The organism is Mycolicibacterium aubagnense (assembly GCF_010730955.1).
Lineage (GTDB): Bacteria > Actinomycetota > Actinomycetes > Mycobacteriales > Mycobacteriaceae > Mycobacterium > Mycobacterium aubagnense.
Map to the genome: position 1 here is coordinate 1,757,873 of NZ_AP022577.1, position 22,631 is coordinate 1,780,503.

The 22,631-nt window shown below is 67.7% G+C and carries 22 protein-coding genes; 11 read left to right on the plus strand and 11 right to left on the minus strand.

Annotation, left to right across the window (positions count from 1 at the left end):
- The first annotated feature begins 23 nt into the window (after nucleotides 1-23).
- On the plus strand, nucleotides 24-1,565 hold the full coding sequence (locus G6N59_RS08695; protein WP_234884340.1) for a cellulase family glycosylhydrolase: 1,542 nt from the start codon (nucleotides 24-26) through the stop codon (nucleotides 1,563-1,565).
- Here G6N59_RS08695 and G6N59_RS08700 read toward each other — a convergent pair.
- The 6 genes from G6N59_RS08700 to G6N59_RS08725 are packed head-to-tail and all read right to left on the minus strand — an operon-like array spanning nucleotide 1,556 to nucleotide 8,054.
- Nucleotides 1,556-2,704, minus strand: coding sequence for a glycosyltransferase (locus tag G6N59_RS08700; protein WP_138231783.1), 1,149 nt, complete (start codon nucleotides 2,702-2,704; stop codon nucleotides 1,556-1,558). The genes G6N59_RS08695 and G6N59_RS08700 overlap by 10 nt on opposite strands.
- Entirely contained in the window at nucleotides 2,701-3,870 is a 1,170-nt protein-coding gene (locus G6N59_RS08705) for a polysaccharide biosynthesis protein (RefSeq protein WP_138231784.1), read from the minus strand. The genes G6N59_RS08700 and G6N59_RS08705 overlap by 4 nt, the downstream gene beginning before the upstream one ends.
- Nucleotides 3,871-3,901: 31 nt before the next feature.
- Nucleotides 3,902-5,029, minus strand: coding sequence for a glycosyltransferase family 4 protein (locus G6N59_RS08710; protein ID WP_138231785.1), 1,128 nt, complete (start codon nucleotides 5,027-5,029; stop codon nucleotides 3,902-3,904).
- A complete protein-coding gene (locus tag G6N59_RS08715) occupies nucleotides 5,029-5,706 on the minus strand; it encodes an acyltransferase (RefSeq protein ID WP_170212426.1) in 678 nt (225 codons plus the stop codon). Before G6N59_RS08715 ends, G6N59_RS08710 begins: the two co-directional genes overlap by 1 nt.
- Before the next feature lie 54 nt (nucleotides 5,707-5,760).
- The gene (locus tag G6N59_RS08720) at nucleotides 5,761-6,906 is read right to left on the minus strand and encodes a glycosyltransferase (protein ID WP_138231786.1); all 1,146 of its coding nucleotides are present in this window, start codon (nucleotides 6,904-6,906) and stop codon (nucleotides 5,761-5,763) included.
- Nucleotides 6,906-8,054 carry a glycosyltransferase gene (locus G6N59_RS08725; protein WP_234884341.1) on the minus strand — a complete coding sequence of 383 codons (1,149 nt, stop codon included), beginning with the start codon at nucleotides 8,052-8,054 and terminating at the stop codon, nucleotides 6,906-6,908. The genes G6N59_RS08720 and G6N59_RS08725 overlap by 1 nt, the downstream gene beginning before the upstream one ends.
- A gap of 443 nt (nucleotides 8,055-8,497) precedes the next feature.
- On the opposite strand from G6N59_RS08725, the gene G6N59_RS08730 reads away from it, so the two are divergent.
- The 10 genes from G6N59_RS08730 (at nucleotide 8,498) to G6N59_RS08775 (ending at nucleotide 17,627) form a co-directional block, all read left to right on the plus strand.
- Entirely contained in the window at nucleotides 8,498-9,226 is a 729-nt protein-coding gene (locus G6N59_RS08730) for a class I SAM-dependent methyltransferase (RefSeq protein WP_234884342.1), read from the plus strand.
- Nucleotides 9,227-9,285: 59 nt separating this feature from the next.
- On the plus strand, nucleotides 9,286-10,914 hold the full coding sequence (locus tag G6N59_RS08735; protein WP_138231788.1) for an acyl-CoA carboxylase subunit beta: 1,629 nt from the start codon (nucleotides 9,286-9,288) through the stop codon (nucleotides 10,912-10,914).
- Nucleotides 10,915-10,994: 80 nt separating this feature from the next.
- Nucleotides 10,995-11,192 (plus strand): acyl-CoA carboxylase subunit epsilon, encoded by a 198-nt coding sequence (locus tag G6N59_RS08740; protein ID WP_155901803.1) that lies wholly within the window; start codon nucleotides 10,995-10,997, stop codon nucleotides 11,190-11,192.
- 31 nt (nucleotides 11,193-11,223) lie between these two features.
- On the plus strand, nucleotides 11,224-11,877 hold the full coding sequence (locus G6N59_RS08745; protein ID WP_138231789.1) for a Maf family protein: 654 nt from the start codon (nucleotides 11,224-11,226) through the stop codon (nucleotides 11,875-11,877).
- Between the two features lie 80 nt (nucleotides 11,878-11,957).
- Entirely contained in the window at nucleotides 11,958-13,271 is a 1,314-nt protein-coding gene (locus tag G6N59_RS08750; protein ID WP_138231790.1) for an NAD(P)/FAD-dependent oxidoreductase, read from the plus strand.
- On the plus strand, nucleotides 13,268-13,990 hold the full coding sequence (locus G6N59_RS08755) for a DUF1365 domain-containing protein (RefSeq protein ID WP_138231791.1): 723 nt from the start codon (nucleotides 13,268-13,270) through the stop codon (nucleotides 13,988-13,990). The genes G6N59_RS08750 and G6N59_RS08755 overlap by 4 nt, the downstream gene beginning before the upstream one ends.
- Entirely contained in the window at nucleotides 13,987-15,276 is a 1,290-nt protein-coding gene (locus G6N59_RS08760; RefSeq protein WP_138231792.1) for an SAM-dependent methyltransferase, read from the plus strand. Before G6N59_RS08755 ends, G6N59_RS08760 begins: the two co-directional genes overlap by 4 nt.
- The gene (gene sigK, locus G6N59_RS08765; protein ID WP_138231793.1) at nucleotides 15,273-15,911 is read left to right on the plus strand and encodes an ECF RNA polymerase sigma factor SigK; all 639 of its coding nucleotides are present in this window, start codon (nucleotides 15,273-15,275) and stop codon (nucleotides 15,909-15,911) included. Before G6N59_RS08760 ends, sigK begins: the two co-directional genes overlap by 4 nt.
- Nucleotides 15,904-16,647: an anti-sigma factor gene (locus G6N59_RS08770; RefSeq protein WP_138231794.1), complete on the plus strand. Its 744-nt coding sequence runs from the start codon at nucleotides 15,904-15,906 to the stop codon at nucleotides 16,645-16,647. The genes sigK and G6N59_RS08770 overlap by 8 nt, the downstream gene beginning before the upstream one ends.
- 2 nt (nucleotides 16,648-16,649) lie before the next feature.
- The gene (locus G6N59_RS08775) at nucleotides 16,650-17,627 is read left to right on the plus strand and encodes an SDR family NAD(P)-dependent oxidoreductase (RefSeq protein WP_138231795.1); all 978 of its coding nucleotides are present in this window, start codon (nucleotides 16,650-16,652) and stop codon (nucleotides 17,625-17,627) included.
- Here G6N59_RS08775 and G6N59_RS08780 read toward each other — a convergent pair.
- The 5 genes from G6N59_RS08780 to G6N59_RS08800 all read right to left on the minus strand — a co-directional run bounded on the left by G6N59_RS08780 (nucleotide 17,616) and on the right by G6N59_RS08800 (nucleotide 22,590).
- Nucleotides 17,616-18,047, minus strand: a complete 432-nt coding sequence (locus G6N59_RS08780) for an SRPBCC family protein (RefSeq protein ID WP_138231796.1) — start codon at nucleotides 18,045-18,047, stop codon at nucleotides 17,616-17,618. The two genes, G6N59_RS08775 and G6N59_RS08780, sit on opposite strands and share 12 nt — an antisense overlap.
- The gene (locus G6N59_RS08785; protein WP_138231797.1) at nucleotides 18,044-19,402 is read right to left on the minus strand and encodes a TIGR01777 family oxidoreductase; all 1,359 of its coding nucleotides are present in this window, start codon (nucleotides 19,400-19,402) and stop codon (nucleotides 18,044-18,046) included. Before G6N59_RS08785 ends, G6N59_RS08780 begins: the two co-directional genes overlap by 4 nt.
- A gap of 97 nt (nucleotides 19,403-19,499) precedes the next feature.
- A complete protein-coding gene (locus tag G6N59_RS08790) occupies nucleotides 19,500-20,255 on the minus strand; it encodes a DUF4333 domain-containing protein (protein ID WP_138231798.1) in 756 nt (251 codons plus the stop codon).
- Nucleotides 20,256-20,273: 18 nt separating this feature from the next.
- Nucleotides 20,274-21,254, minus strand: a complete 981-nt coding sequence (locus G6N59_RS08795) for an NAD-dependent epimerase/dehydratase family protein (protein ID WP_138231799.1) — start codon at nucleotides 21,252-21,254, stop codon at nucleotides 20,274-20,276.
- A complete protein-coding gene (locus G6N59_RS08800; RefSeq protein ID WP_179970286.1) occupies nucleotides 21,247-22,590 on the minus strand; it encodes a nucleotide sugar dehydrogenase in 1,344 nt (447 codons plus the stop codon). Before G6N59_RS08800 ends, G6N59_RS08795 begins: the two co-directional genes overlap by 8 nt.
- Nucleotides 22,591-22,631: the final 41 nt, after the last annotated feature.

Genomic DNA, 22,631 nt, shown 5'->3' on the forward strand with positions numbered 1-22,631 from the left:
GATCGGCGAAGGGCGGTGGCGTGATGCCCGGCAAGGGTCGGATGCGATCTACGCGCCGCTTCTCCAGCGTGGCGTCGGCGATCGCCGGCAGCATGGTATGTGCCCTCATCGCCCTCACCGGCATTCCGGGGGACGCCCCGAAACGGTTGGGCGTGGCCGAGCGGGCCAACGTCGTCACGCTGCCGACCACGATCGGCTTCGCCGACTCCGACATCTACGGCATGTCGCCGGACGACGTGAACCGGACCTTGGCGCTGATGGCCAACAATCGGGTGAACACCATCCGATTGATGATCCCGTGGGCCGGGGTCGAGCCGATCCTCGGCCAGCTCGACTGGAGCCTGGTCGACAAGACGGTGAATGCCGCTGCCGCCATGAACATGTCGATCATCGCGTTCATCAACGCCACCCCGCCCTGGGCCATGTCGCCGGGCGGCTTGCCGCTGAGCAGCCGGCCTTCCAACCCGGACGCCTATGGTGCGTTCACGGCGAAGGTGGCCACCCGTTACAAGGGGAAGATCTCCGCGTACGAGATCTGGAATGAACCGAACGCGGTGTTCTTCTACAGCCCCGCACCGGATCCCGCCGGCTACACCGATCTACTGAAGGCGGCCTACCCGCGCATCAAGGGCGTCGACCCGGACGCGACCGTGATCGGCGGGGTCGTCGGCGCCGTGGTGGACTTCGGCTCGTGGTCGATCAATCCGGTGCGGTTCATCGCCGGGATGTACGCCGCAGGCGCCAAGGGGAACTTCGACGCGCTGTCGTTCCACCCGTACAACTACAACCTGAAGTTCTCCGACGGCATGCTGATCGCGAATTCGCCTGTGCTGCAAGTGGTTCAGATGCGGCAGGTGATGCTCGACAACGGCGACGAGGAGAAGCGGATCTGGGCCACCGAGTACGGCGAGCCCACCTCGGTGGTCAACGAGGCCACCCAGGCCGCATACCTGCGGGACATCTACACCAAATGGCAGGAGATGCCGTACACCGGCCCGCTGATGGTGTACACCACGCGCGACCGGCAGACCGGAAGCAACCAGGCGGACGCCACGGTCGGGCTCTACCGCAGCGACTGGACACCGAAGCCGGCAGCGGCCGACCTGGCGGCGACCATCGCCGCCGGAGTGCCGAAATCACCGGAATTCCAGCGCTTTTCCCAGATCACCGATCCCGCACACGGCTCGGTCCTGAGCCCGGTGTTCAAAGCCACCACGACGGTATGGGCGCAGGTGCGCACGATCAACACCATCTACGAGATGCCGGGCGGCTACGTGTCATCGCCGCGCCCGGCGGCCGACATTGCGATGCAGCGCAATTCCGTCCCTGCGAGCGTATTCGCCAATGGCTATCAGGACTTTTCCGGAGGCCAGCAGTTCCGGGTCTGGTGGTCGCCCGAGACCGGTGCCCACTGGGCCTCGAGCGCCTTCGCGCAGGCCTGGAAACCGCAACTGGGGCTGGCCACCAGTGACGAGCACTACGTCAACGGCAGCAACCGCGTCGATTTCCAGCACGGTTACATGATCTGGGCGCCGTGGGTCGGCGTGCAGGTCTACTACACCTGACGCTGCGTGGTGCCGCGCAGCAGGTCGGCCACCGCCCGGTGCGGCAACCGGTCCTGCCACCGCCCGCGGTTGATCTCGTACAGCCGATTCCCGAGGTCGACCGCGGCCGCCACATCGGTGAGCAGGCGGCGGCACTCGGCGATGAACGCGGCGTCGTCATCCAGTGGGTGCAATCCGAAGATCGGCCCGAGGGATCCGATGGCGGCGGTGGTCGCCACCGCGGGCAGCCCGATCCGGATGGTGTCGAGCAGTTTGACCCGGACTCCCCCGCCGGTGCTGATGGGCGCGACCAGCGCTCGGCAAGTGCCGAGGAACGCTCCGAGGTCGTCGACGAAGCCCAGGTCCCGGACCCCGTCGGGGTAGACCGGGTCGGCCGCACCGGGCTTCTTCGCCCCGATGACGCAGAGTTCGGCACCGGCGATCCCGGCCGAAATCCGCGGCCACAGTTCGAGGGCGCGCAGGAACCCCTCCTGGTTGGGCGGCCAGTCGCGAGTGCCCATGAACACCAGCCGTGGCGGCGTGGCCGCGACGTCGACCTGCGTACCGGGGGGCATGGTGATGTCCATGAACCGGGCGCCCGAGACCCCATTGGCGCGGTAGTACTCGGCTTCCTCCGCGTCGTAGGTACTGACGCCGTCGGCCGCCCGCGCGACGCGCAGTTCGTCGCGGATCAGCCGTGGTTCCTCGATGCGCCCGAGTGCCCCCCGCGAGGCCCGCCAGACCAGCGACTCACTCACGTTGGTGTTGACGACGAGCCGCTTCGTCCCGAAATGCTTGCTGCGGAAGAAGGATTCGGCCATGTAGCTGTGTTCGGCGACGAACACGTCGGCGTCACTGCGGTCGATGGCACGCACCAGCTCATCGGTGTCGAACCGGACGTGCACCAGGCTGCGACGCCGCCGCGCGGAGTCGATGAGCAGACGGTGCGGTCGCACGGCCGGCTTGTGCACCCGCTCCAGCGGCAGACCGCCGGGGATCAGGTCGGCGGTGACGGTGCCGGGCTCGGGCGACAGTGCGATGGCCGACACCTCGAACGAGTCTGCGGCCAACTGCATGAGCATTCGGGCCAGCGCGACGTCGCCGGTGTGTTCCAGCACCGGGTCTTTCGACAGGATGAACGCGGTCTTCGAGGTGGTCATGTTTCCTGGGTCTGGTTGGACGACTCGGGGGCCGGCGGCTCTACTTCACGCGGCCGGTACACCGCCCACGTGAACCCGGCCAGCATGATCGCGTCGGCGACAGTGGCCGCGATGGCCGCCCCCACTGAGCCGAGCGGCGTCAGCGTCGCGAATGCCGCGACCATGCCGAGTTTCACCGGCACGAGACCGACGGCGATGGTGAGCCGGAAGACGTCGCGGCGCTGCGTGTACAGGATCACCTGGAGCACGAAGATGCAGATGCGCAGCGCGGCGAAGCCGCCCATGATCATCATGGTCGTGGCCAGCTCGGTGGGCGCCCCGAAGGCGAACAGGCAGCCGCCGATGATCAGCAGCAACGAGCCGCCGAGCCCCGCCATCCGCAGGATGTTGCGCAGCGGTGGGCCGGCCGACGGGTCACCACCACTTTCGCGCAGCGGCTCGTGGTACGTCATCCCGAACGACTGGCCGGCGGCCGCCACGGCCGCCGCGACGACCCACGCCAGTTGGTAGTAGCCCGCGGCCTTGGTGTCGACCAGCGTGCCGAGCAACAGCACGTCGCCGCCCAGATACAGGGTGGTACCGAGCATTTCTCCGCTCAGCGCGGCGATCAGCTTGGGCGGGCCGGGCAGCGCAGGCCGGTGTCCGACGGCCAACCGGGCGCCGACCACCATGATGACCACGTACGGCGTGCAGTACAGCAGCGACGCGTGGATGAGCGTCGGGTGCGCCGACGTGTACAGGTACACCGCGCCGACGCCGGCGCTGGAGAACTGACGCGCCGTGTCGAGCCGATACACCCTGTCGGGGTGGCCATCTCGCGCCGACTGGCTCTTCACCACGTTCAGCGCGATCTCGCCGCCGGCCACGATCAGGCCGAAGCCGATGACGTAGTTGACGCCGAACGTGACGGCGCCCGCGGTGACCAGCCCGAGCGCGACGAGGTAGCGCATGGTGCGCTCACGCAGGAAGTGCTCCTCGGATTCCCGGATGGCCCGGACCGCGAAGGCGTTGTCGACGGTGTTGCCGACGATGCCGTTGAGCACTGTCGCCATGGCGTACAGCCCGTACTCGGAGACACCGAGGCGCTGGACGAGGATCAGCGTCCACAGCAAGCCGACCCCGCGACCGCCGTAGATCCAGATGAGGGAGATGAGCGTCTTCGCCACATTGCGAGTGGGCGCCTCGGGCGCGGTCAGGTCACACGCTCACAGCTGATCGGGACAACAAGTCGGTCCACACCCGGCCGAATGCCTCGGCCGTGCGCGGCCCGGAGCAAGCCTCGCGGTAGGCCTCGACGTGCCGGCCGAACTCGGCCAGCCGCTGGTCGTCGTCGACGAGGGAGACGATGGCCTTGGCCAATTCCGGCGCCACCACGTTGGGGTGGTAGTCGCCGGGCCGGACCACCAGCGCCCCGGTGCGCTCGTTCAATTCGGCCAATGCGCCGTAGTCGGTGCACACCACGGGCGTCCGGTACGCCATCGCGTGGGCCACCGAGCCGGACGCGGGGTAGGTCTCGGCGTAAAAGTGCCGCTTGCCGTACGGAATCACCACGGCCCGCACCGAATCGAAGAACGCATCCTCGGCCGCCCCGTCGACGGCGCCGACGATCTCCACCCCCGGACCACCCGTCAGCGCTTCGGTCCCCCGGCCCGCCACCCGGATCACGATGTCGTCCGGCAACTCGCGGCGAATCCGGGCGATCTGTTCAAAACCCTTGCCCCGGTACACATGCCCGAAGAAACCGACCGCCTTCGGCCGCTCGGTCAGCGGACGCAGTTGCGGCCGTTCGGAAACGATGTGCGGCACGTAGGCGACGTTGGTGTCGGGATAGGTGGCTTTGATGGAGTCCGCGCCGACCTGGCTCAGCGCGAACAGCGTCCGGTCGCCGTTGACCATGCCCTCGATCATCCGCGACACCGGACGCAACGGGTAGTGCAACCCGTGCATCACCAGTCGATGTCGTGCCACGAACCGCGTCCGCGCCGGCCACCAGATACCCTGCGGCGGATCATGAATCGTCGCCGCCACCGGCACCCCGCGCAACCCCGCGATGGACCAGAACGCCGACACCGCACCCGCCGCCAACTCCGCGTGCACCAGCACCCGGCCCGGCTTCCCACCGGCAACCAGCTCGGCCACCGCCCGACGATGCCCTCGCACCTGGGCAATCGTTTCGGCGCCCGGGCCGAGGGTGCGACGTTGCACGACCTCGCCGAACAGCGGCCGCACGGCGTTGACGAAGTTCTCGGCGTAGTCGCCCACCGCCGTCTGGCCTACGGCCGGCCCGATGTAGACCAACCGGTACTCGCGAAGATCGACCGGCATCAGCAGAACAAGGGCCGATATTTTGCGCTGTAGCCCAATGCATCCGGATTTCGCTTGGCGAACACTTTGGCGGGATTGCCGCCGACGACGTCGAGCGGGGCCACGTCTTTGACCACCAGCGCCTGCGCGGCGACCACGGCGCCGCGGCCGATCAGGGCCGGCAGCACCATCGCCCGGCTGGCGATCCAGACGTAGTCCTCGACGACCGTCGGGATCGGGATCGGCAGGAAGTCGGGATGGTTGATGTCGTGGCCACCGCCGAGCAGGTGCACATCGCTGGCGATGGTGACGTTGTCGCCGATCCACAGGCCGGCCCGCGCGTCGAGCAGGCAGCGGAAGCCGATGGTCGTGCCGTTGCCGATGGTGAGGAACTCGATGTCCAGGATCGTGGTGCCGCGCATGATGGTCGACCACTCACCGATGGTGGCGCCGAACAGCCGCAGGAAGCCCTGGCGGATGGTGTGCGACGGGATGTGCGTGATGAACATGTTGAACAGCAGCTCACCGATGCGGTTGCGCGCCTTCCGGCGAACACCCATCTTCTGCATCTTGTAATAGGTGACGCGGCCGTCCTCGCCGAGCTCCCATTCCGGCTCCGGTGGCAATTTCAATGTCGGTGCGGCCGCCTTCTTGCGTGCCACATCCTCCGGGTCTGCCGTTGCCGGCTCGCCAATCATGTTGTTCGCTCCCGTCGTCCCGGATTCCGAGTTAACCACAGTGTTTCGGCCCCGTCAGTGCAGCCGGCCCTGGCGCGTCAGCATCTCCGACCACTTTGCCGCGTAGGCAGCGGCGACGTTCTCCGGGGAACGTTCGCGGCGCGTGCGGTCGGCGTTCGCCTCGAGTTCCTTGAGCCGGATGTCATCGCCCAGCAAAGCTTCGATGGCCGCGGAGAATCCGGCGGGCAAGGCCGTCGGGTCGTCCGAGTCCATGGGTACGACGACCGCGCCGGTCTCGGTGCCGAATTCGGCGAGCGAGCCGTAGTCCGTGCACACCACCGGTGTGCGGTAGGCCATGGCATGTGCCGCGACCGACGATGCGGGGTAGGTCTCGGCGTAGAAGTGCCGCTTGCCGTACGGAATCACCACGGCCCGCACCGAATCGAAGAACGCGTCCTCGGCCGCCCCGTCGACGGCGCCGACGATCTCCACGCCCGGACCGCCCGGCAATGCCTCGGTCCCCCGGCCCGCCACCCGGATCACGATGTCGTCGGGCAACTCCCGGCGAATCCGGGCGATCTGTTCAAAACCCTTGCCCCGGTACACATGCCCGAAGAAACCGACCGCCTTGGGCCGCTCGGTCACGGGGCGGACCTTGGGCCGCTCACAGACCAGATAGGGGGCGTACGCCACATCGGTGTTGGGATAGATGTCGCGAATGGACTGCGCGCCGATCTGGCTCAGCGCGAACAGCGTCCGGTCGCCGTTGACCATGCCCTCGATCATCCGCGACACCGGACGCAACGGGTAGTGCAACCCGTGCATCACCAGCTTGTGCCGTGCCACGAACCGCGTGCGCCCCGGCCACCAGATGCCCTGCGGCGGATCATGAATCGTCGCGGTCACCGGCACCCCGCGCAACCCCGCGATGGACCAGAACGTCGACACCGCACCCGCCGCCAACTCCGCGTGCACCAGCACCCGGCCCGGCTTCCCACCGGCAACCAGCTCGGCCACCGCCCGACGATGCCCCAGGACTTCCCGCGCGCTGTCCGAACCCGGGCCCAACGTGCGGTGCTCGACCAACTCGCCGACGTGCGGGCGCAGCGCGCGGGTCAGGTTCTCGGCATAGTCGCCCACCGCGGTCTCGTGGTCCGCCGGGCCGACGTACACCAGCCGGTAGTCCTTCAGTGTGGCGACCGGGGTCGCTCCTGGCGCCATCAGTACCCGGCCAGCTTGTCGACCGCTTCATGCAGTCGAGCGCTGAATGCGTCCTCGGTGAATTGGGAGACGTGGTGCTTGATCTTCTCCTGGTCCCACGTCGCCGACTCGAATCGGTCCAGCGCCTCGCGCACCGAATCCGGTTGCGGTTCATCGAAGTACAGGCCGGTGGTGCCCTCGTCGATGGTGTCGAGGAAGCCACCGAAGCGCAGGGCGACGCTCGGCCGGCCCCACACGCCCGCCTCGATCGGGGTCAGGCCGTAGTCCTCGAAACTCGACGACATCAGCGCCTTGCAGTTCTTGTAGAGCCAGGCCATCTGACCGTCGGTGAGGTTGTGGAGCATGGTCACGTTGTCGGTCTTCATCGACCGCAGGCGCTCGGCCTCGGGCCCGTTGCCGACGACCACCAGTTGCCGGTCACTCCCCGCGAACGCCCGCACGATGACGTCGACGTTCTTGTACGGCAGCAGCCGGCACACGACCAGATAGAAGCTGCCGTCCGGATCGCTCAGGTCGACCTTGTCCTCGAGCTCGTCGACGGGCTCGACCGCGTACGACAGCGACATCGCGACGGGCGCGAACATCACCTCGGCGTCGATGTCATAGGCCTTCTTGACGTAGCCGCTGATCATCGTCGAGATCGCGAGATACTTGTCGGCCGCGAGGGCCTGCCGGCGGTCCCAGTCCAGCAAGCGTTTCTTGGTGAGCTTGAGGCCCAGGCGCTTGATCGGATTCGCGTGGTCCCCGAGGTAGGCCTCGGTCTGGTACAGCCAGCGCGCGGGGTTGTAGCAGTAGATGAGTTTCTTGCCGTTGGTGCGGAAACCGTGTGACCACCCGCTGCAGCTGGCCAGCACGATGTCGGCGTCGATGTACATCGACTCGGCGACCCGCGGGTAGATCGGGAGCGCGGCTCGGTGGTACTTCCGAACCAGGCCGACCTTGTTCAGCGCGGAAACCCGGATGTCGAGGTCGGCGAACTCCGGATACGTCAGCTCCGGGTCGTAGAGCATGGTGTACAGCGGGGCGTCCGGGAACGCCTTGGTCATCGAAAGGACAACTTTTTCCGCGCCGCCGAACTGGGTCAGGTAGTCGTGGGCGATGGCCACCTTGGGCCCGTCCACTCCGTCGTACTTGCGCGTCGAATGCACTGTTGAATATCCCCTTGCGCCGATCTGATGATCGTCTGGCGGTCGTGAAGTCAGCTACCCGCAAACAACGGGCACGCATATCGAACCGCAAACTTACGCAAATGACAAGCTAAATGCATCGCGCCTGCGCAGGACCCACTCCCGACAACGCGTATGTGGCGCCGCAGCTAAGCGCGGTCCGGCACGATCGGTCGGCCCTCGCCAGCGGGGTGCTCCACCGGTCGGACCTGGGCCTCGCGGCGTCAACCAGGCATTACCCGTGACGCGCGGAACGCCCGGACGCGGCCGCGCTCGCGGCGCACTCAGCAAATATCACGGCCTGAACGGTGTTCAGCACGAGTTACGGGCGGGACCTGCGCGCGAAGTGTATATTGGCGTACCAGCAAACTGCTGACGCAGGACGCGCAAGTCGCGGGGGCGGAAAATCTATGAACGGTGCGCAGATGACGGGTACACACGTGGACGTCGACTACACGGACCTGGACACCCTGTGGCAGGGCTACGACGAGTCCGTCCGCGCCCTGGCCGAGCGCGAAGGCGTCAAGGCCGTCGCCGAACTCGGTGGCGGCGCCAACCCGATCATCGGCGGCGACGACTGGAACTTCGCCGACGACCGGGTGGTGATCGACATCTCGGCCACCGAGCTGGCCAAGGCCAACAGCCGCGTGCACACCCGCGTCGCCGATCTCTGCAAACCGATCGACGACGAACTGAACGCGTACGACCTGGTGTTCTCCAAGATGCTCTGCGAGCACCTGCCCGACGCCCGCACGTTCCACGAGAACTGCTTCAAGCTCCTTCGCCCAGGCGGACTTTCGGTGCATTTCTTCCCGACCCTGTTCGCGTTCCCGTTCGTGGTGAACCTGCTCATCCCCGAGCAGGCGGCGCGCACCGTGATCAGCAAGCTACAGCCCGGGCGGTTGCAGAACCCGCACCACGAGAAGTTCCCGGCCTACTACCGCTGGACCACCGGCCCCACCCGAAAGGCCATCAAGCGTTACGAAAGCGTGGGTTTCCAGGTCGAATCCTGGTCCGGCGCCTACGGCCACGGGTACTACCGCGTACTGCCACCGCTCGACGCACTCGAGCGCGCCAAGAGCCGTTTCCTTGTCAAGCACCCGGTCCCGGCACTCACCAGTTTCGCGGCAGTGGTCTTGCGCAAACCGGCGTGACCCGCCGAGTGAGCACCCCACCTTCACAACTTTCTTAGAGAACCGTTAACATCGTCGCCATGACGAGCGTGACCGAGCCACCGGTGGACAAGGCGATCGACATCCACACCACCGCGGGCAAGCTGGAAGACCTGCGTAGGCGTACCGAAGAGACCCTGCACCCCGTCGGCGAGGCCGCCGTGGAGAAGGTCCACCAGAAGGGCAAGCTCACCGCTCGCGAGCGCATCCTGGCCCTGCTGGACGAGGGGTCGTTCGTCGAGCTGGACGCGCTGGCCAAGCACCGCAGCACCAACTTCGGACTGGGTGACAAGCACCCGATCGGCGACGGTGTCGTGACGGGCTACGGCACCATCGACGGCCGCGAGGTCTGCATCTTCAGCCAGGACGCCACCGTCTTCGGCGGCAGCCTCGGCGAGGTCTACGGCGAGAAGATCGTCAAGGTCCAGGAGCTGGCCATCAAGACCGGCCGCCCACTGATCGGCATCAACGACGGCGCCGGCGCCCGCATCCAGGAGGGTGTGGTCTCGCTCGGTCTGTACAGCCGCATCTTCCGCAACAACATCCTGGCCTCGGGTGTCATCCCCCAGATTTCGCTGATCATGGGTGCCGCGGCCGGTGGCCACGTGTACTCCCCCGCACTCACCGACTTCATCATCATGGTCGATCAGACCAGCCAGATGTTCATCACCGGCCCGGACGTCATCAAGACCGTCACCGGCGAAGAGGTCACCATGGAGGAGCTGGGCGGCGCCCACACCCATGAGGCCAAGTCCGGCACCGTGCACTACGTCGCCACCGGCGAGCAGGACGCCCTGGACTACGTCCGTGACCTGCTGAGCTACCTGCCCCCGAACAACTACGCCGAGCCGCCGCGCTTCCCCGCGCCGCCGCACCCGGGTGCCATCGAGGACAACCTCACGGCCGAGGACCTCGAGCTCGACACCCTGATCCCGGATTCGCCGAACCAGCCGTACGACATGCACGAGGTCATCTCGCGCATCCTCGACGACGACGAGTTCCTCGAGATCCAGCAGGGCTACGCGCAGAACATCGTCATCGGCTTCGGGCGGGTGGACGGTCGCCCCGTAGGTATTGTGGCCAACCAGCCGACCCAGTTCGCCGGGTGCCTGGACATCAACGCCTCGGAGAAGGCCGCGCGGTTCATCCGCACCTGCGACGCCTTCAACATCCCGATCATCATGCTGGTGGACGTCCCGGGTTTCCTGCCGGGCACCGAGCAGGAATACAACGGCATCATCCGCCGCGGCGCCAAGCTGCTGTACGCCTACGGTGAGGCCACGGTCGCCAAGATCACCGTCATCACGCGTAAGGCCTACGGCGGCGCGTACTGCGTCATGGGTTCCAAGGACATGGGTTGCGACGTCAACCTGGCGTGGCCGACGGCCCAGATCGCCGTCATGGGCGCCTCCGGCGCGGTCGGCTTCGTCTACCGCTCCGAGCTCAAGGCCGCCGAGGCCAACGGCGACGATGTCGACGCCCTTCGCCTGCAGCTGCAGCAGGAGTACGAGGACACCCTGGTGAACCCGTACGTCGCCGCCGAGCGTGGCTACGTCGACGCCGTCATCCCGCCGTCGCACACCCGCGGCTACATCGCCAACTCGCTGCGTCTGCTGGAGCGCAAGATCGTCCAGACGCCGCCGAAGAAGCACGGGAACATCCCGCTGTGAGCGGCGCGAACGGTTCGGCTGTGGTGAGCGCCGACAACGTGTCCGAAACCGATGCCGCCGCGGAAGCGCCCGTCGCGCCGCTGTTCCAGGTCGTCAAGGGCAACCCGTCCGACGAGGAGCTCGCTGCTCTGGTGACGGTGCTGGCCAGCGCCTCCGGCGGCGGTGCCGCCGAGGCCGGCGACCGCAACGACTGGGGTCACCCGGTCTCCAAGCTGCGGTACGCGTACACCAGCTGGCAGCTGGTAACCCTGGTGGAGCGCACCTTCATTCGTCGCTGATGAGCGCTTGCGCGAAGAAGATTCGGCACTGATGAGGCTCGTTCTCGGCTCGGCCTCTTCGGGCCGGCTCAGCGTGCTGCGCAAGGCCGGGGTCGAACCGGTCGTGCTGGTATCCGACGTCGACGAGGACGCGATCATCGCGTCTCTCGGCGACGCCGGCCCCGGTGACGTCGTGCGCGCCTTGTCGACGGCCAAGGCCCAGCGGGTCGCCGAATCACTCGATCCGAGCCTGTCGTCGGACTGCCTTGTGATCGGCTGTGATTCGATGCTCGAGTTCGACGGCCGGCTGACCGGTAAACCCGGCTCCCCCGATGTCGCCCGGCGACAATGGAATTCGATGGCCGGCCGCAGCGCCACCCTGCACACCGGCCACTGTGTGTTGCGTCTGAACGACGGCGGCGTCACCGCCGCGGTCACCGAACTCGGTTCCACCACAGTGCATTTCGGCGAGCCGAGCCCGGTAGACCTGGACGCCTACCTGGATACCGGCGAACCCCTGTGGGTGGCCGGCGCGTTCACCCTCGACGGCCTGGGCAGCTGGTTCATCGACGGCATCGATGGCGACCCGTCCAACGTGATCGGGCTGAGCCTGCCGCTGCTGCGCCGGATGCTGGCCCGGCTCGGGGTGTCCGTCGCTGAGTTGTGGGCCGCGAACCGGCCCGGACCGGACGCTCCCGCGCTCTGATCGGATTTTTTCGCCGAATCCACCTATCCGCGCCCCCGGCCACACCGAACCCCTGGTGACCAACCAGGAAGGACGGCACGGTGCGGCGAATCGCAGTGATCGGAAGCGGCATATCGGGGCTCACCGCAGCCTGGGTGCTCGCGCGGGACACGGAAGTCACTCTGTTCGAGGCGCAACCGCGATGCGGTGGTCACGCCCACACGCACGAGCTGGCAGCCCGTCGCGGCAGCGCCGACGTCGTCGGCGTCGACTCCGGCTTCATCGTGCACAACGACCGCACGTACCCCACCTTGCTCCGGCTGTTCGCCGAACTCGGTGTCCGCACCCAGGAATCCGACATGTCGATGTCGGTCTGCTGCGAAGAGTGCGGCTTGGAGTACGCCGGCGCGAAAGGGCTGGCCGGCCTCTTCGCCACGCCGGGCTCCGTGTTGTCCCCGCGCTATCTGCGGCTGCTCGCCGAGGTGACGCGCTTCCACCGGCTCGCTCGCGCCGAACTCGCGCGCGGCGTGGCGGATGGTCAAACCCTCGGTGAATTCCTCACTACGGCAAGGTTTTCCGGCTACTTCGTCGCCCACTTCATGGTGCCGTTGGTCGCCGCGGTCTGGTCATGTCCGCCGGACGTCGCACTCGACTATCCGGTCGGCTACCTACTCGCGTTCCTCGACCACCACGGGATGTTGACGGTGTTCGGTTCACCGACCTGGCGGACGGTGACCGGGGGCTCGGCGCGATATGTCGAAGCGATCACCGCGCGGTTGCCGTCGGTACGCCTCGGGGTGCCCGTGCGGAGCGTCACCCGAACCCCGGACGGGGTGGCGGTCCGTGACGACGCGGACCGGGTCGAGCAGTTCGACGCGGCAGTCATCGCGACCCACCCGAATCAGGCCCTTTCGATCCTGGACCAGCCGACGGCCGACGAAATCGAGATACTCGGCGCACTGCGGTACTCGATCAACCACACGGTGCTGCACAGCGATACGTCGCTGCTGCCGCGGCGTCAGGGCGCCCGTGCGTCGTGGAACTATCGGATGCCGTCCTGCGACGTCCAGGCGGACGAGGTCCTGGTCAGTTATGACCTCAACCGGCTACAGCGACTCGACGGGAGCACCGATCGGCAGTTCGTGGTGACGTTGGGCGGCGGCGGCCGGGTCGACCCGAGCCAGGTCATCGCCACCATGCTCTATGACCACCCGCAGTACTCCCCCGAGTTCCGCGCGGCGCAACAGCGCCTGCACACACTCGGCGATCACCGGCTGGCATTCGCCGGCGCGTATCACGGATGGGGTTTTCACGAGGACGGCGCCGTGTCCGGGGTGGCCGCGGCGGAACGACTCGGCGGCAGGTGGAGCGGCGCGGTGCCGCCACTGGTCCACCCGGCGGGAAATGTGGCATGAGCCCACCACAGATCGTGCGAACCAGCATCCACCACGCGCGTGCCGTTCCGGTGCGCCACGCCTTCACCTATCGCAGCTACAGCTGGCTGGTCGACCTCGACGACGTGCCCGAGTTGCCCCGCCTGCTGCGGCCATTGGCCGGGTTTCACGCCGCCGACCATGTCGGCGATCCGCACCGCACGCTGCGGGAGAACGTCGACTCCTATCTGCACGAACAGGGGATCGACCTCGGCGGCGGTCGCATCCGAATGTTGGCCAATGCCAGGGTCTTCGGCTTCGTGTTCAATCCGCTGACGCTCTACTGGTGCCACGACGCGGGCGGCGCACTGGTATGTGCCATCGCCGAGGTGCACAACACCTACGGAGGACGGCACCGCTACCTGCTGCGCGCCGATCATCGCGGTGAGGTGATCGTGCCGAAGGCGTTCTACGTCTCGCCGTTCAACCCGGTCAGTGGCCGATACGTGCTGCGTGTTCCGGAGCCGGCCCAGGGCCGGCTCGGCGTGGCGATCACGCTGCTCGACCCGTCCGGCGAGGTCGTCCTGACCGCCACCTGGACCGGCTCCATCCACCCCGCGCGCCCCGCAACCGTTCTGACCACCGCACTGGCAGCGCCGCTGGCGCCGCTGCTGGTCTCGGCCCGCATCCGCTGGCAAGGCGTGCGCCTGTGGGCTCGCGGACTGCCACTGCACCCCCGACCCCAGGAGGCCGCCGTATGACGAATCAACTCCACGACGGTGCCGCGTACGATCCGTTCCTGCCGGCCCGGTGGACCGAGATCGCTCAGGTGCCAAACGGTCTGCGCACCAGGCTCGGCACGCCCGTCACCCGGGCGCTGTTCCGGGCCGCCGTACGGGACCTGCCGGTGCGGGTGGAATACCCCGACGGCACCGTGCAGGGGGCCGCCGGTGCGGCCGACCCGGCCGCGCCGCGAATGTTGTTGCACCGCCCCGATGATTTCTTCGGCCGGATCGCGAACAGTGGTCTGATCGGCTTCGGCGAGGCGTACATGGTGGGTGACTGGTCCGCGCCCGAGCTCACCGCCGTACTCACCGCGCTGGCGTCCCGGATCGACACCGTCGTGCCGGCCATGTTCCAGGGACTGCGCTCCGTTCTGCTGCCGCGGACACCACGCAACCACCGCGGGGCCCGCGCGGATACCCGCGCGAACATCGCGCATCACTACGACCTGTCCAACGAGTTCTTCAGCATGTTCCTCGATCCCACGCTGACCTACTCGTGCGCGCTGTTCGACACTCTCGACCCGCCACCGGCCTGGCGTGACCTCGCGGCCGCACAGCACCGCAAGATCGACCGGCTGCTGGACGCCACCGGCGTCGGCTTCGGCACGCGCCTGCTCGAAATCGGCACCGGCTGGGGCGAATTGGCGATCCGGGCCGCGCAGCGCGGCGCGCAGGTACATACCGTCACGCTGTCGCGCGAGCAGCAGCTGCTGGCCCGGGAGCGCATCGCCGCCGCAGGACTGTCGGACCGGATCACCGTCGAGCTGTGCGATTACCGAGACATCACCGGCAGGTACGACGCGATCATCTCCATCGAGATGATCGAGGCCGTCGGGTATCGCTACCTACCTGCCTATCTGCGCACGCTCGACCGCCTTCTCGAGGTCGACGGACGGGTCGGCCTGCAGCTGATCACCATGCCGCACAAGCGCATGCTGGCTTCCCGCGACACCTACACCTGGGTGCACAAATACATCTTCCCGGGCGGGTTCCTGCCCTCGGTCAAGCTCATCGAACGCTCGGTCGCGGCGCACACCAACCTGCACATCAGCGACCGCCATTCGTTCGGACCGCATTACGCCCACACCCTGAGGCTGTGGCTGCAGCGATTCACGGCGAACAGCGCCGGCGCCGACGCACTGGGGTTCGACCGGATCTTCCGTCGGATGTGGCGCTTCTACCTCGCCTACTCCGAGGCGGGCTTCGCTTCGGGCTACCTGGACCTGCACCAGCTGGTCCTGCAGCCGAAGGCACGATCGTGAGCAGGCCGTCCGGATCCGACGGGTTGCGTCAGATGGACACGGTTCCCGCGCAGTCGTGCGACGATTCCCGGATGGAGGGGGAGCCGGACCGCGCAGCGCTCCTGACTGCGATCGCCGATGGCGACCGCACGGCTTTCGCCGAGTTCTACGACCTGACGTCGGCCCGGGTGTTCGGCCTGGCCTACCGCGTCGTGCGTAACAAGACCCTGGCCGAGGACGTGGTGCAGGAGGTGTTCCTCCAGGTGTGGTCCTCGGCGGCCCGGCAATACGACCCCGCGCTGGCGAGTCCGATCGGCTGGCTGATGACCTTGACTCATCGCCGAAGCATCGATCGGGTCCGGTCCGAACAGTCGGCCGCCGACCGTAACCATGCCTACGGCGCCTCGAGCCTGGGCCGCGAACACGACACCGTCGCCGACGAAGTGGGGCAGCGACTCGACGAGCAGGAAGTCACCGAATGCCTCGGCGGATTGACCGCCGTCCAGCGCGAAGCCATCGGCCTGGCGTACTACAGCGGCCACACCTACCGGGAGGTCGCCGAGCATCTCGACGTCGCGCTCCCCACCATCAAGGCCCGTATCCGGGACGGCCTGATCCGCCTGAAGAACTGCTTGGGGGTGGGCACCGATGCCTGACAGCTACACCGAAGACGAACAGCAATTGCTCGATCTGGCGTACGTGTATGCACTCGACGCGGTGTCCGAAGCCGAACGCTCGGACATCGCCGGCCGCCTGGGCGTCGTCGCGCCGCACACCGCGCAGGCGTTCGCCCGGATCGTCGGCGACACCCAGGAGACCATGGCACTGCTCACCGCGGGTGACGCCGTGGCGCCGCCGGCCGAATTGCGCGCGCGCATCCTGAAGGCCATCGGCATCCAGTCGGAGCGCAGTTCAGATGAGTTGGCGCTCAGGCGCACCCGGCGACGCCGGTTGATCGTCCGGGTCGCGGCGGCCGCCGCGGTGATCTGCGCGATAGTCATCGGCACGACGGTGGTCGCCGAGCGCTTCACGAATCAGCCGGCGCAGCCGACGGTTTCGCAGGTGCTGGCCAACCCCGACATCCGGACCTTCTCCGCGGCGGTCGCCGGGGGCACCATCACCCTCAGCGCGTCCCAACAGGCGAACGCCGTCGTGGTGGCCATGTCGAATGTGCCGGCGCCACCGGCAGGCCACGTCTACCAGATGTGGTTCATCCCGGCGTCCGGAGCACCGCGGTCCGCCGGCACCATGAGCGCGGACACCATGCCACCACCCGGCGGCGAGGTGGTGCCGGCGCTGAACTCGGCCGCCAAGGTGGCCGTGACGGTCGAGCCGGGGTCCGGGTCCAGCCAGCCGACGAGCACCCCCGTCGTCGTCGTCTCCCTGGCCTGACGATGAGGGTCGACGCCTTCTTCGACGAGCTCCTCGACCGCACCGTCGTACTCGGGTATTCCCGCCTGGGTTTGGCTGTGCGGCAACGGTTCTGGCAGGCACCGGAGCTGCCTGACGGCGCCCTCGCCGGCCGTACCGTCATGGTCACCGGGGCGAATTCGGGCATCGGCAAGGCCATTGCCACCGAACTTGCGGTGCTCGGCGCGACGGTGTTGATGACGGTGCGGGACCGGGCCCGCGGCGAGGCCGCCCGGCACCATGTGCTCACCGTCGCGCCGGCCGCCGACGTCGCGGTGGAGGTGTGCGACGTATCGCACCTGGCCGCGGTCCGGTCGTTCGCCGCGGACCTGCTGGCCCGGCGCCCACGGCTGGACGCCGTGATCCACAACGCCGGGGTCATGCCCGAGCACCGTACGGAAAGCGCTGAAGGACACGAGCTTTCGCTGGCCACGCACGTCCTGGGACCGGCGTTGCTGACGGAGCTCCTGCTGCCCGCGCTGACCGCCGCATCGGACCCTCGGGTCGTGCTGATGTCGTCCGGCGGCATGTACACCCAGCCGCTTCCGGTCGATGACATCGAATACCGGCGCGGGCCCTACCACGGTGCCACGGCCTACGCGCGCAGTAAGCGCATCCAGGTCGCGTTGACGCCGGTGCTGGCGCGGCGCTGGCCCGACCTGATGGTGGCCGCCATGCACCCCGGCTGGGCCGACACCCCCGGCGTCGCTCAGTCGCTGCCCGCGTTCCGCCGCGTGACGCGCCCGATCCTGCGGACGTCCGAGCAGGCCGCCGACACCGCGGTCTGGCTGACGGCGACGAACCCACCACCGAGGTCAGGCGAGTTCTGGCACGACCGCCGCATCCGTCCCACGCACTATCTGCCCACCGCCCATGACGACGACGCCGACGTGCAGCAGGTGTGGCAGTACTGCGCAGCCGCCATCGGGTTGTACGGACCTGTCGCAGAATCAGATTCGTGAGAGTTCGCGGCGAAGTCCGCGCGCCCCGTCGTCGAGAAGGTGTGCCACCGCGAGCTGCAGCAGCGGCTCGATCCACCGCAGCCACCCCTGGAACGCAAATCGGATGCGGTAGGTGACCTGGGTGCCGTCTGCGTGTGGGGCCACGGTGATGGTGTCGCGCGCGACCAGATACTGATTGACCCCGCGCAGTTCGATCGACCGTCCGGGCGTCACGCTGGTCACTTCGTAGGTGATCTCCGACGTGCGGCCGGCGAATCGGGACGTGTTCAGGTAGCGGGTGCCCACGCCGCCGTCACCGTCGATGCGTTCGGTGCGAACGGTGCCGGGGTCCCACTGCGTCGTGGTGGTGAAGTCCGCGAGGTAGGCGAACACGGCGTCCGCCGGCGCGTCGACCACCAGCTGCCGTTGGGCGTCGATCATCGGATTGCCTTTCCCAGCTGGTGGCGCAGGCACTGTTCCAGGTCCGGTCGCCGGAATCGGTGCCCGGCCTCGATGAGCCGGCCGGGCACCACCCGTTGGCTGGCCATGGCCAGTTCGCGGGCGCCCTGCCGGCCGAGCAGCAATGCGGGGCCGGCCGCGGGCACCGGGACCACGGCCGGACGGTGCAGCACTCGGGCCAGGGACCGCGTGTAGTCGGCATTGCGAACCGGTTGTGGCGCAACCGCATTGACGGGACCGGACAGCTCCGTGTCGACCAGGGCGCGGTGATAGACATCGATCAGATCGTCGATGTCGATCCAGGACAGCCACTGCCGCCCGCTGCCCAGGGGGCCACCGAGACCGGCGGCGAACAGCGGCCGCATCAGCTGGAGCGTGCCGCCGCGCGGGGTCTGCACGATCCCGGTGCGGACGTTGACCACTCGCAGTCCGGCAGCGGCTGCCGGCGTCGTCGCCGCCTCCCAGCCGGCGACGACATCGGCCAGGAACCCGTCGCCCGGTTGCGCCGATTCGTCGAGGCGCTCGTCGGCCCGGTCATCTCCGTACCAGCCGATCGCCGAGGCGCTGACGAAGACCGACGGTCCGTCCGTCGCTCGTGCGGCACACTCGGCCAGCCGTCGGGTCGGCTCGATCCTGCTGTCGCGCACCGCCTTTTTGTGTGCGTCGGTGAACCGCCCTGCAATCGATGCGCCCGCCAGGTGCACCACGGCGTCGATCCCGTCGAGCAGGTCATCGGCGGGTGACTCGGGATCCCACCGGCGTTCGGTGTCGTCGCGTGGTTCGCGGCGCACCAGCCGGATCACCCGGTAGCCGCCGGTGGACAGGAAGGCGGCGAGGGCAGTGCCGATCAGTCCCGATGCCCCGCTCACCACCACCGACTCGGGTCGCTCGCCGTGTTCGCGCGCCCACCGATGGGTGGCCAGATCATCGCTCAGCTGGCGATGCCGGTAGCGGAACGTCGGCTGCAGAAGTTGCCCGGGCACCGGCGTATCGACACGATCGGTGACTCGGGTGCGCCCGTCGGCGACGGCGTCGAAGCAGTGTTCGTGCCGCCAATGCCCGACCAAAGCTGTTGGCAGCGAACGCAACCCGCCCCGGCCCAGTTCGTCGACGAACCGGGCGGGTGGTGCGTAGTCGGCGGGATTGTGTTGAGCGCTCCAGCGCAACCCGCCGGGCAGTCCGAGTACGGCGCGCCCGTCAGCCAGCGATGTCGCTTCCGCGACCACACTCATCGGCTGCCACGGCGGCAGCAGCCGATGGATGGCCCCCGGCCGCGCATGCCAGGCGAATACGTCGTCGCGCGGCGCGTCGACCACACTGCTGTACTCGATTCCCATGAAACCTCCGAGTCGAATCGGCCTCAGGTGGCATTCGGGGCCAACCGGCCGGCGGATGGGTCTGGGATACCCGCGAAAGGGATTCGAAAAACAGCGGTCAGTTGGCCGGCCGATAACTGAACGACACCTTGCCGTCGGCGACATCGGTGACCGTCAGCGTGTAGGCACGGCTCTGACCGCCGACCACCGCCGTGCACCGCTGGGTCGCCCCGACCTTGCTGTCCACGTCTCCGGCGCACTTGACGGCGCCCGGGCTCTGGCCCAGTTGCGCCGCGAGCGAGCTCTCCGCAACGGACTTCTCGAGCACGGGTGTCAGGCCGTAATTCATTGCGAGCCCGGATACTTCGCTCACCAGAGCGGTGCGGCGGCTGGTGAACCCGTCGTCGGTGATGTCGCACAGTGCCACCGCGCCCTGCTTGCCCTCGAGTCCCGACAGGCACACCACGGAGTCGGGAGCGGACTTGCGCGCCCGGGTCACCATGTCCGCCACCGCCGCCTCCAACTGGGTCTTGGAGACGGCCGGCGTCATCGAATAGCTGACCTTGCCGCCGTCGACCCCCGACACGGTGATGGTCGGTTGAATCCCGTAGGCGGGTGACATGGTGACGTCGCAGCGCGTGCTCTGCCCGACCCGGGCGATGAGGCCGCGCTCGCAGATCACCGCCTGCGGCGGCTGGCTGGTGAAGGCATCGTGAATGGCCCGCTCCAGTGATGCCTTGTCCACCATCGGCAGCTGCGCCGACTTGGCCTGGGCGGGCTCGGAATCCGGGCGGGTGAGGCTGTAGACCAGCGCCGCGAGCCCGGTCACCAGCAGTCCAGCGATGACGACCAGTGCCAGGATGCGCGCCCTCATAGCCGCTATTGTGCCTGGCTACATCAAGTCGTTTGCGGGCACGTCATTTTGGTGCTCGCGGTACCACGCGACGGTGCGCGCCAGCCCCTCGTCCAGCCCCACCTGCGGCGACCAGCCCAGTGCCCGCATCTTCGAGATGTCCGGGCACCGGCGCGGCGTGCCACCGGCCTGCAACTCGCCGGGCTTGATCTCGAGCTCGACCCCGACGGCACGGCCGATCCGCATCGCCAGCTCCCGGACGCTCAGTTCCTCGTCACTGCCGATGTGGTAAACCTCGCGGTGACCGCCGTTTTCGTACATGGTCAGGATGCCCTGGACGATGTCGTCGACGTAGCAGAACGAGCGCGTCTCGCTGCCGTCGCCCTGGATCGGGAACACCGGGTCACCGGCCTCCTGACAGCCCAGTGCCCGCAGGATGAACTGCGGCTCGACGTGCTTCCAGCCCATGTTGGGCCCGAAGACGTTGTGCGGCCGGAAGACCTGCACCTGCCGGTAGTGGTCCTGCCCGTAGTTGAAGGCGATCAGCTCGCTGACGATCTTGCCGCCACCGTACGAATACCGCGGGTTGAGGCTGTCGGGCAGCATCAACGGGATGGTCTCGGGCGTGGGGATGATCGCGGGCGTCTGGTAGACCTCGGCCGTCGAAGCGACGATGAGGTCCGGCACCCCCGCGGCGCGGCCGGCGTTGGTCACCGCGAGCGCGCCGCGCAGACCGACGTCGAGCACCAGCTCCGGTTGCTTGTAGAAGTTCTCGGTGCCGTTGATGGCAGCCAGGTGCATGACGACCTCGGCGCCCGCGAAGGCCTTCTCGAGGGCGTCCTGATCGCGGACGTCGCACGTGAAGAGTTCGACATCGGAGGCGACTTCGGCGAACCGGCTGGCATCGCCGCGGACCATGGAGTCCACGACCGCGACCTGCCAGCCGTCCCGGACCAGTCGCTTGACCAGGTAGGCGCCGATGAATCCGCCACCGCCGGTGACGACAACCCGCTTAGACACGTTCGACGACCTTTCCGCTGCGGCCCACGGCGAAGTAGTTGTCGCCCAGTTCGGTGGCCGGCAGGTGGCTGTAGTGGTTCCAGTAGTCGAAGACGAAACCGTCGGGGCTGATGAACTCGCTGATGGTGCGCGGCGAGATGGTGCCCAGCGACGGGTGGTTGTTGCCGAGGACCACGACGTCCGCGCCGCTCACCGCGTCACCGAACCGGTTGTAGACCTTGTGTCCCGGGAACGCTTCGGCCAGCACGTCATTCGGCGTGACAGGGTCGTAGACGCCGATCTCGGCATCCGGGTGCGCGGCCTTCAACTCATTGAAGACCTTGATGGACATCGACCCACGCAGGTCGCTGGTCTCTGGCTGACCCTTGAACGCCATGCCCAGCAGGTTGATCCGCAGCGGGCCTTCGGCGCCCAGCTTGCGGCGGGCGATCTCGCTGCTGATGAAGCGCACCGTCTCGGCGGGCTGGCGCTCGTTGACCAGGCGGCCGGCGGCGGTGATGTCGAGGGTGACGCCGCGTTCACGCACGCTCTCCATCAGGATGTGCGGGTCCTTCTCGAGGCACGGCCCACCCACCAGACCCGGCAGCGGGATATTGGTGCGGTTGTAGCCGAGTTTGCCCGCCGAGATCACCTCGTAGGCGCTGACGCCGAACGCGTCGCAAATCCGGGCGACTTCGTTGGCGAAGGCGAACTGAACGTCACGGAACGTGTTGCTCACCAATTTGATGATCTCGGCGGTCTCGATATCGGAGACCAGCACGATCGAACTGGTGAGCTTGCGGAAGACCGCGGCGGCGCGGTCGGCGACCGCCGGGTCGTCGGCGCCGACGATCTGCGGCAGCTCGCGCAGCTCCTGCAGCGCCTTGCCTTCCAGGGTGCGCTCGGGGCACATCGCGATGTCGAAGCTCTTGCCGCTGGCGGCCAGCATCGGCGCCACCACGTCGCGGGTGGTACCGACCTTCACCGTCGAACGCAGGATGACCAGCGCGCCGTCTTCCATGTTTCCGGCGATGTCGCGGGCCGCGGCCTCGATCATATCGACGCGGGCCACGCCGTCGGCCGACAACGGCGTGCCGACGGTGATGATGTAGGTGTCGCAGGAGAAGCTGTCGTCAAACGCGGTGACGGCCTTCAGTTTCCCGAATCGGGTGACGCCCTCGAGGGCGTCGGGCAGGCCGGTCTCGGTGAAATGCGGCAAACCCTGATTGGTCATATCGACCAATTCCTGACGGGTCTCGATTCCGATGACGGAGTTTCCGGCTTCGGCCAGCACGGTGGCCAGCGTCAGCCCCACATATCCCAGGCCGATGATTCCGACGTCGTATTTCTCTGGCAAATCCTCAATCCCTCCGGTCAGCCCTGTGGGAGACGCTGATT

Bases quoted from the DNA above. Each gene is read 5' to 3' on its own strand.
- G6N59_RS08720 (WP_138231786.1), bottom strand. From the start codon at position 6,906: ATGGCGCCAGGAGCGACCCCGGTCGCCACACTGAAGGACTACCGGCTG.
- G6N59_RS08755 (WP_138231791.1), top strand. From the start codon at position 13,268: ATGAGCCCACCACAGATCGTGCGAACCAGCATCCACCACGCGCGTGCC.
- G6N59_RS08735 (WP_138231788.1), top strand. From the start codon at position 9,286: ATGACGAGCGTGACCGAGCCACCGGTGGACAAGGCGATCGACATCCAC.
- G6N59_RS08770 (WP_138231794.1), top strand. From the start codon at position 15,904: ATGCCTGACAGCTACACCGAAGACGAACAGCAATTGCTCGATCTGGCG.
- G6N59_RS08710 (WP_138231785.1), bottom strand. From the start codon at position 5,029: ATGCCGGTCGATCTTCGCGAGTACCGGTTGGTCTACATCGGGCCGGCC.
- G6N59_RS08695 (WP_234884340.1), top strand. From the start codon at position 24: ATGCCCGGCAAGGGTCGGATGCGATCTACGCGCCGCTTCTCCAGCGTG.
- G6N59_RS08780 (WP_138231796.1), bottom strand. From the start codon at position 18,047: ATGATCGACGCCCAACGGCAGCTGGTGGTCGACGCGCCGGCGGACGCC.
- G6N59_RS08785 (WP_138231797.1), bottom strand. From the start codon at position 19,402: ATGGGAATCGAGTACAGCAGTGTGGTCGACGCGCCGCGCGACGACGTA.
- G6N59_RS08745 (WP_138231789.1), top strand. From the start codon at position 11,224: ATGAGGCTCGTTCTCGGCTCGGCCTCTTCGGGCCGGCTCAGCGTGCTG.
- G6N59_RS08730 (WP_234884342.1), top strand. From the start codon at position 8,498: ATGACGGGTACACACGTGGACGTCGACTACACGGACCTGGACACCCTG.
- G6N59_RS08700 (WP_138231783.1), bottom strand. From the start codon at position 2,704: ATGACCACCTCGAAGACCGCGTTCATCCTGTCGAAAGACCCGGTGCTG.
- G6N59_RS08775 (WP_138231795.1), top strand. From the start codon at position 16,650: ATGAGGGTCGACGCCTTCTTCGACGAGCTCCTCGACCGCACCGTCGTA.
- G6N59_RS08790 (WP_138231798.1), bottom strand. From the start codon at position 20,255: ATGAGGGCGCGCATCCTGGCACTGGTCGTCATCGCTGGACTGCTGGTG.
- G6N59_RS08715 (WP_170212426.1), bottom strand. From the start codon at position 5,706: ATGATTGGCGAGCCGGCAACGGCAGACCCGGAGGATGTGGCACGCAAG.
- G6N59_RS08760 (WP_138231792.1), top strand. From the start codon at position 13,987: ATGACGAATCAACTCCACGACGGTGCCGCGTACGATCCGTTCCTGCCG.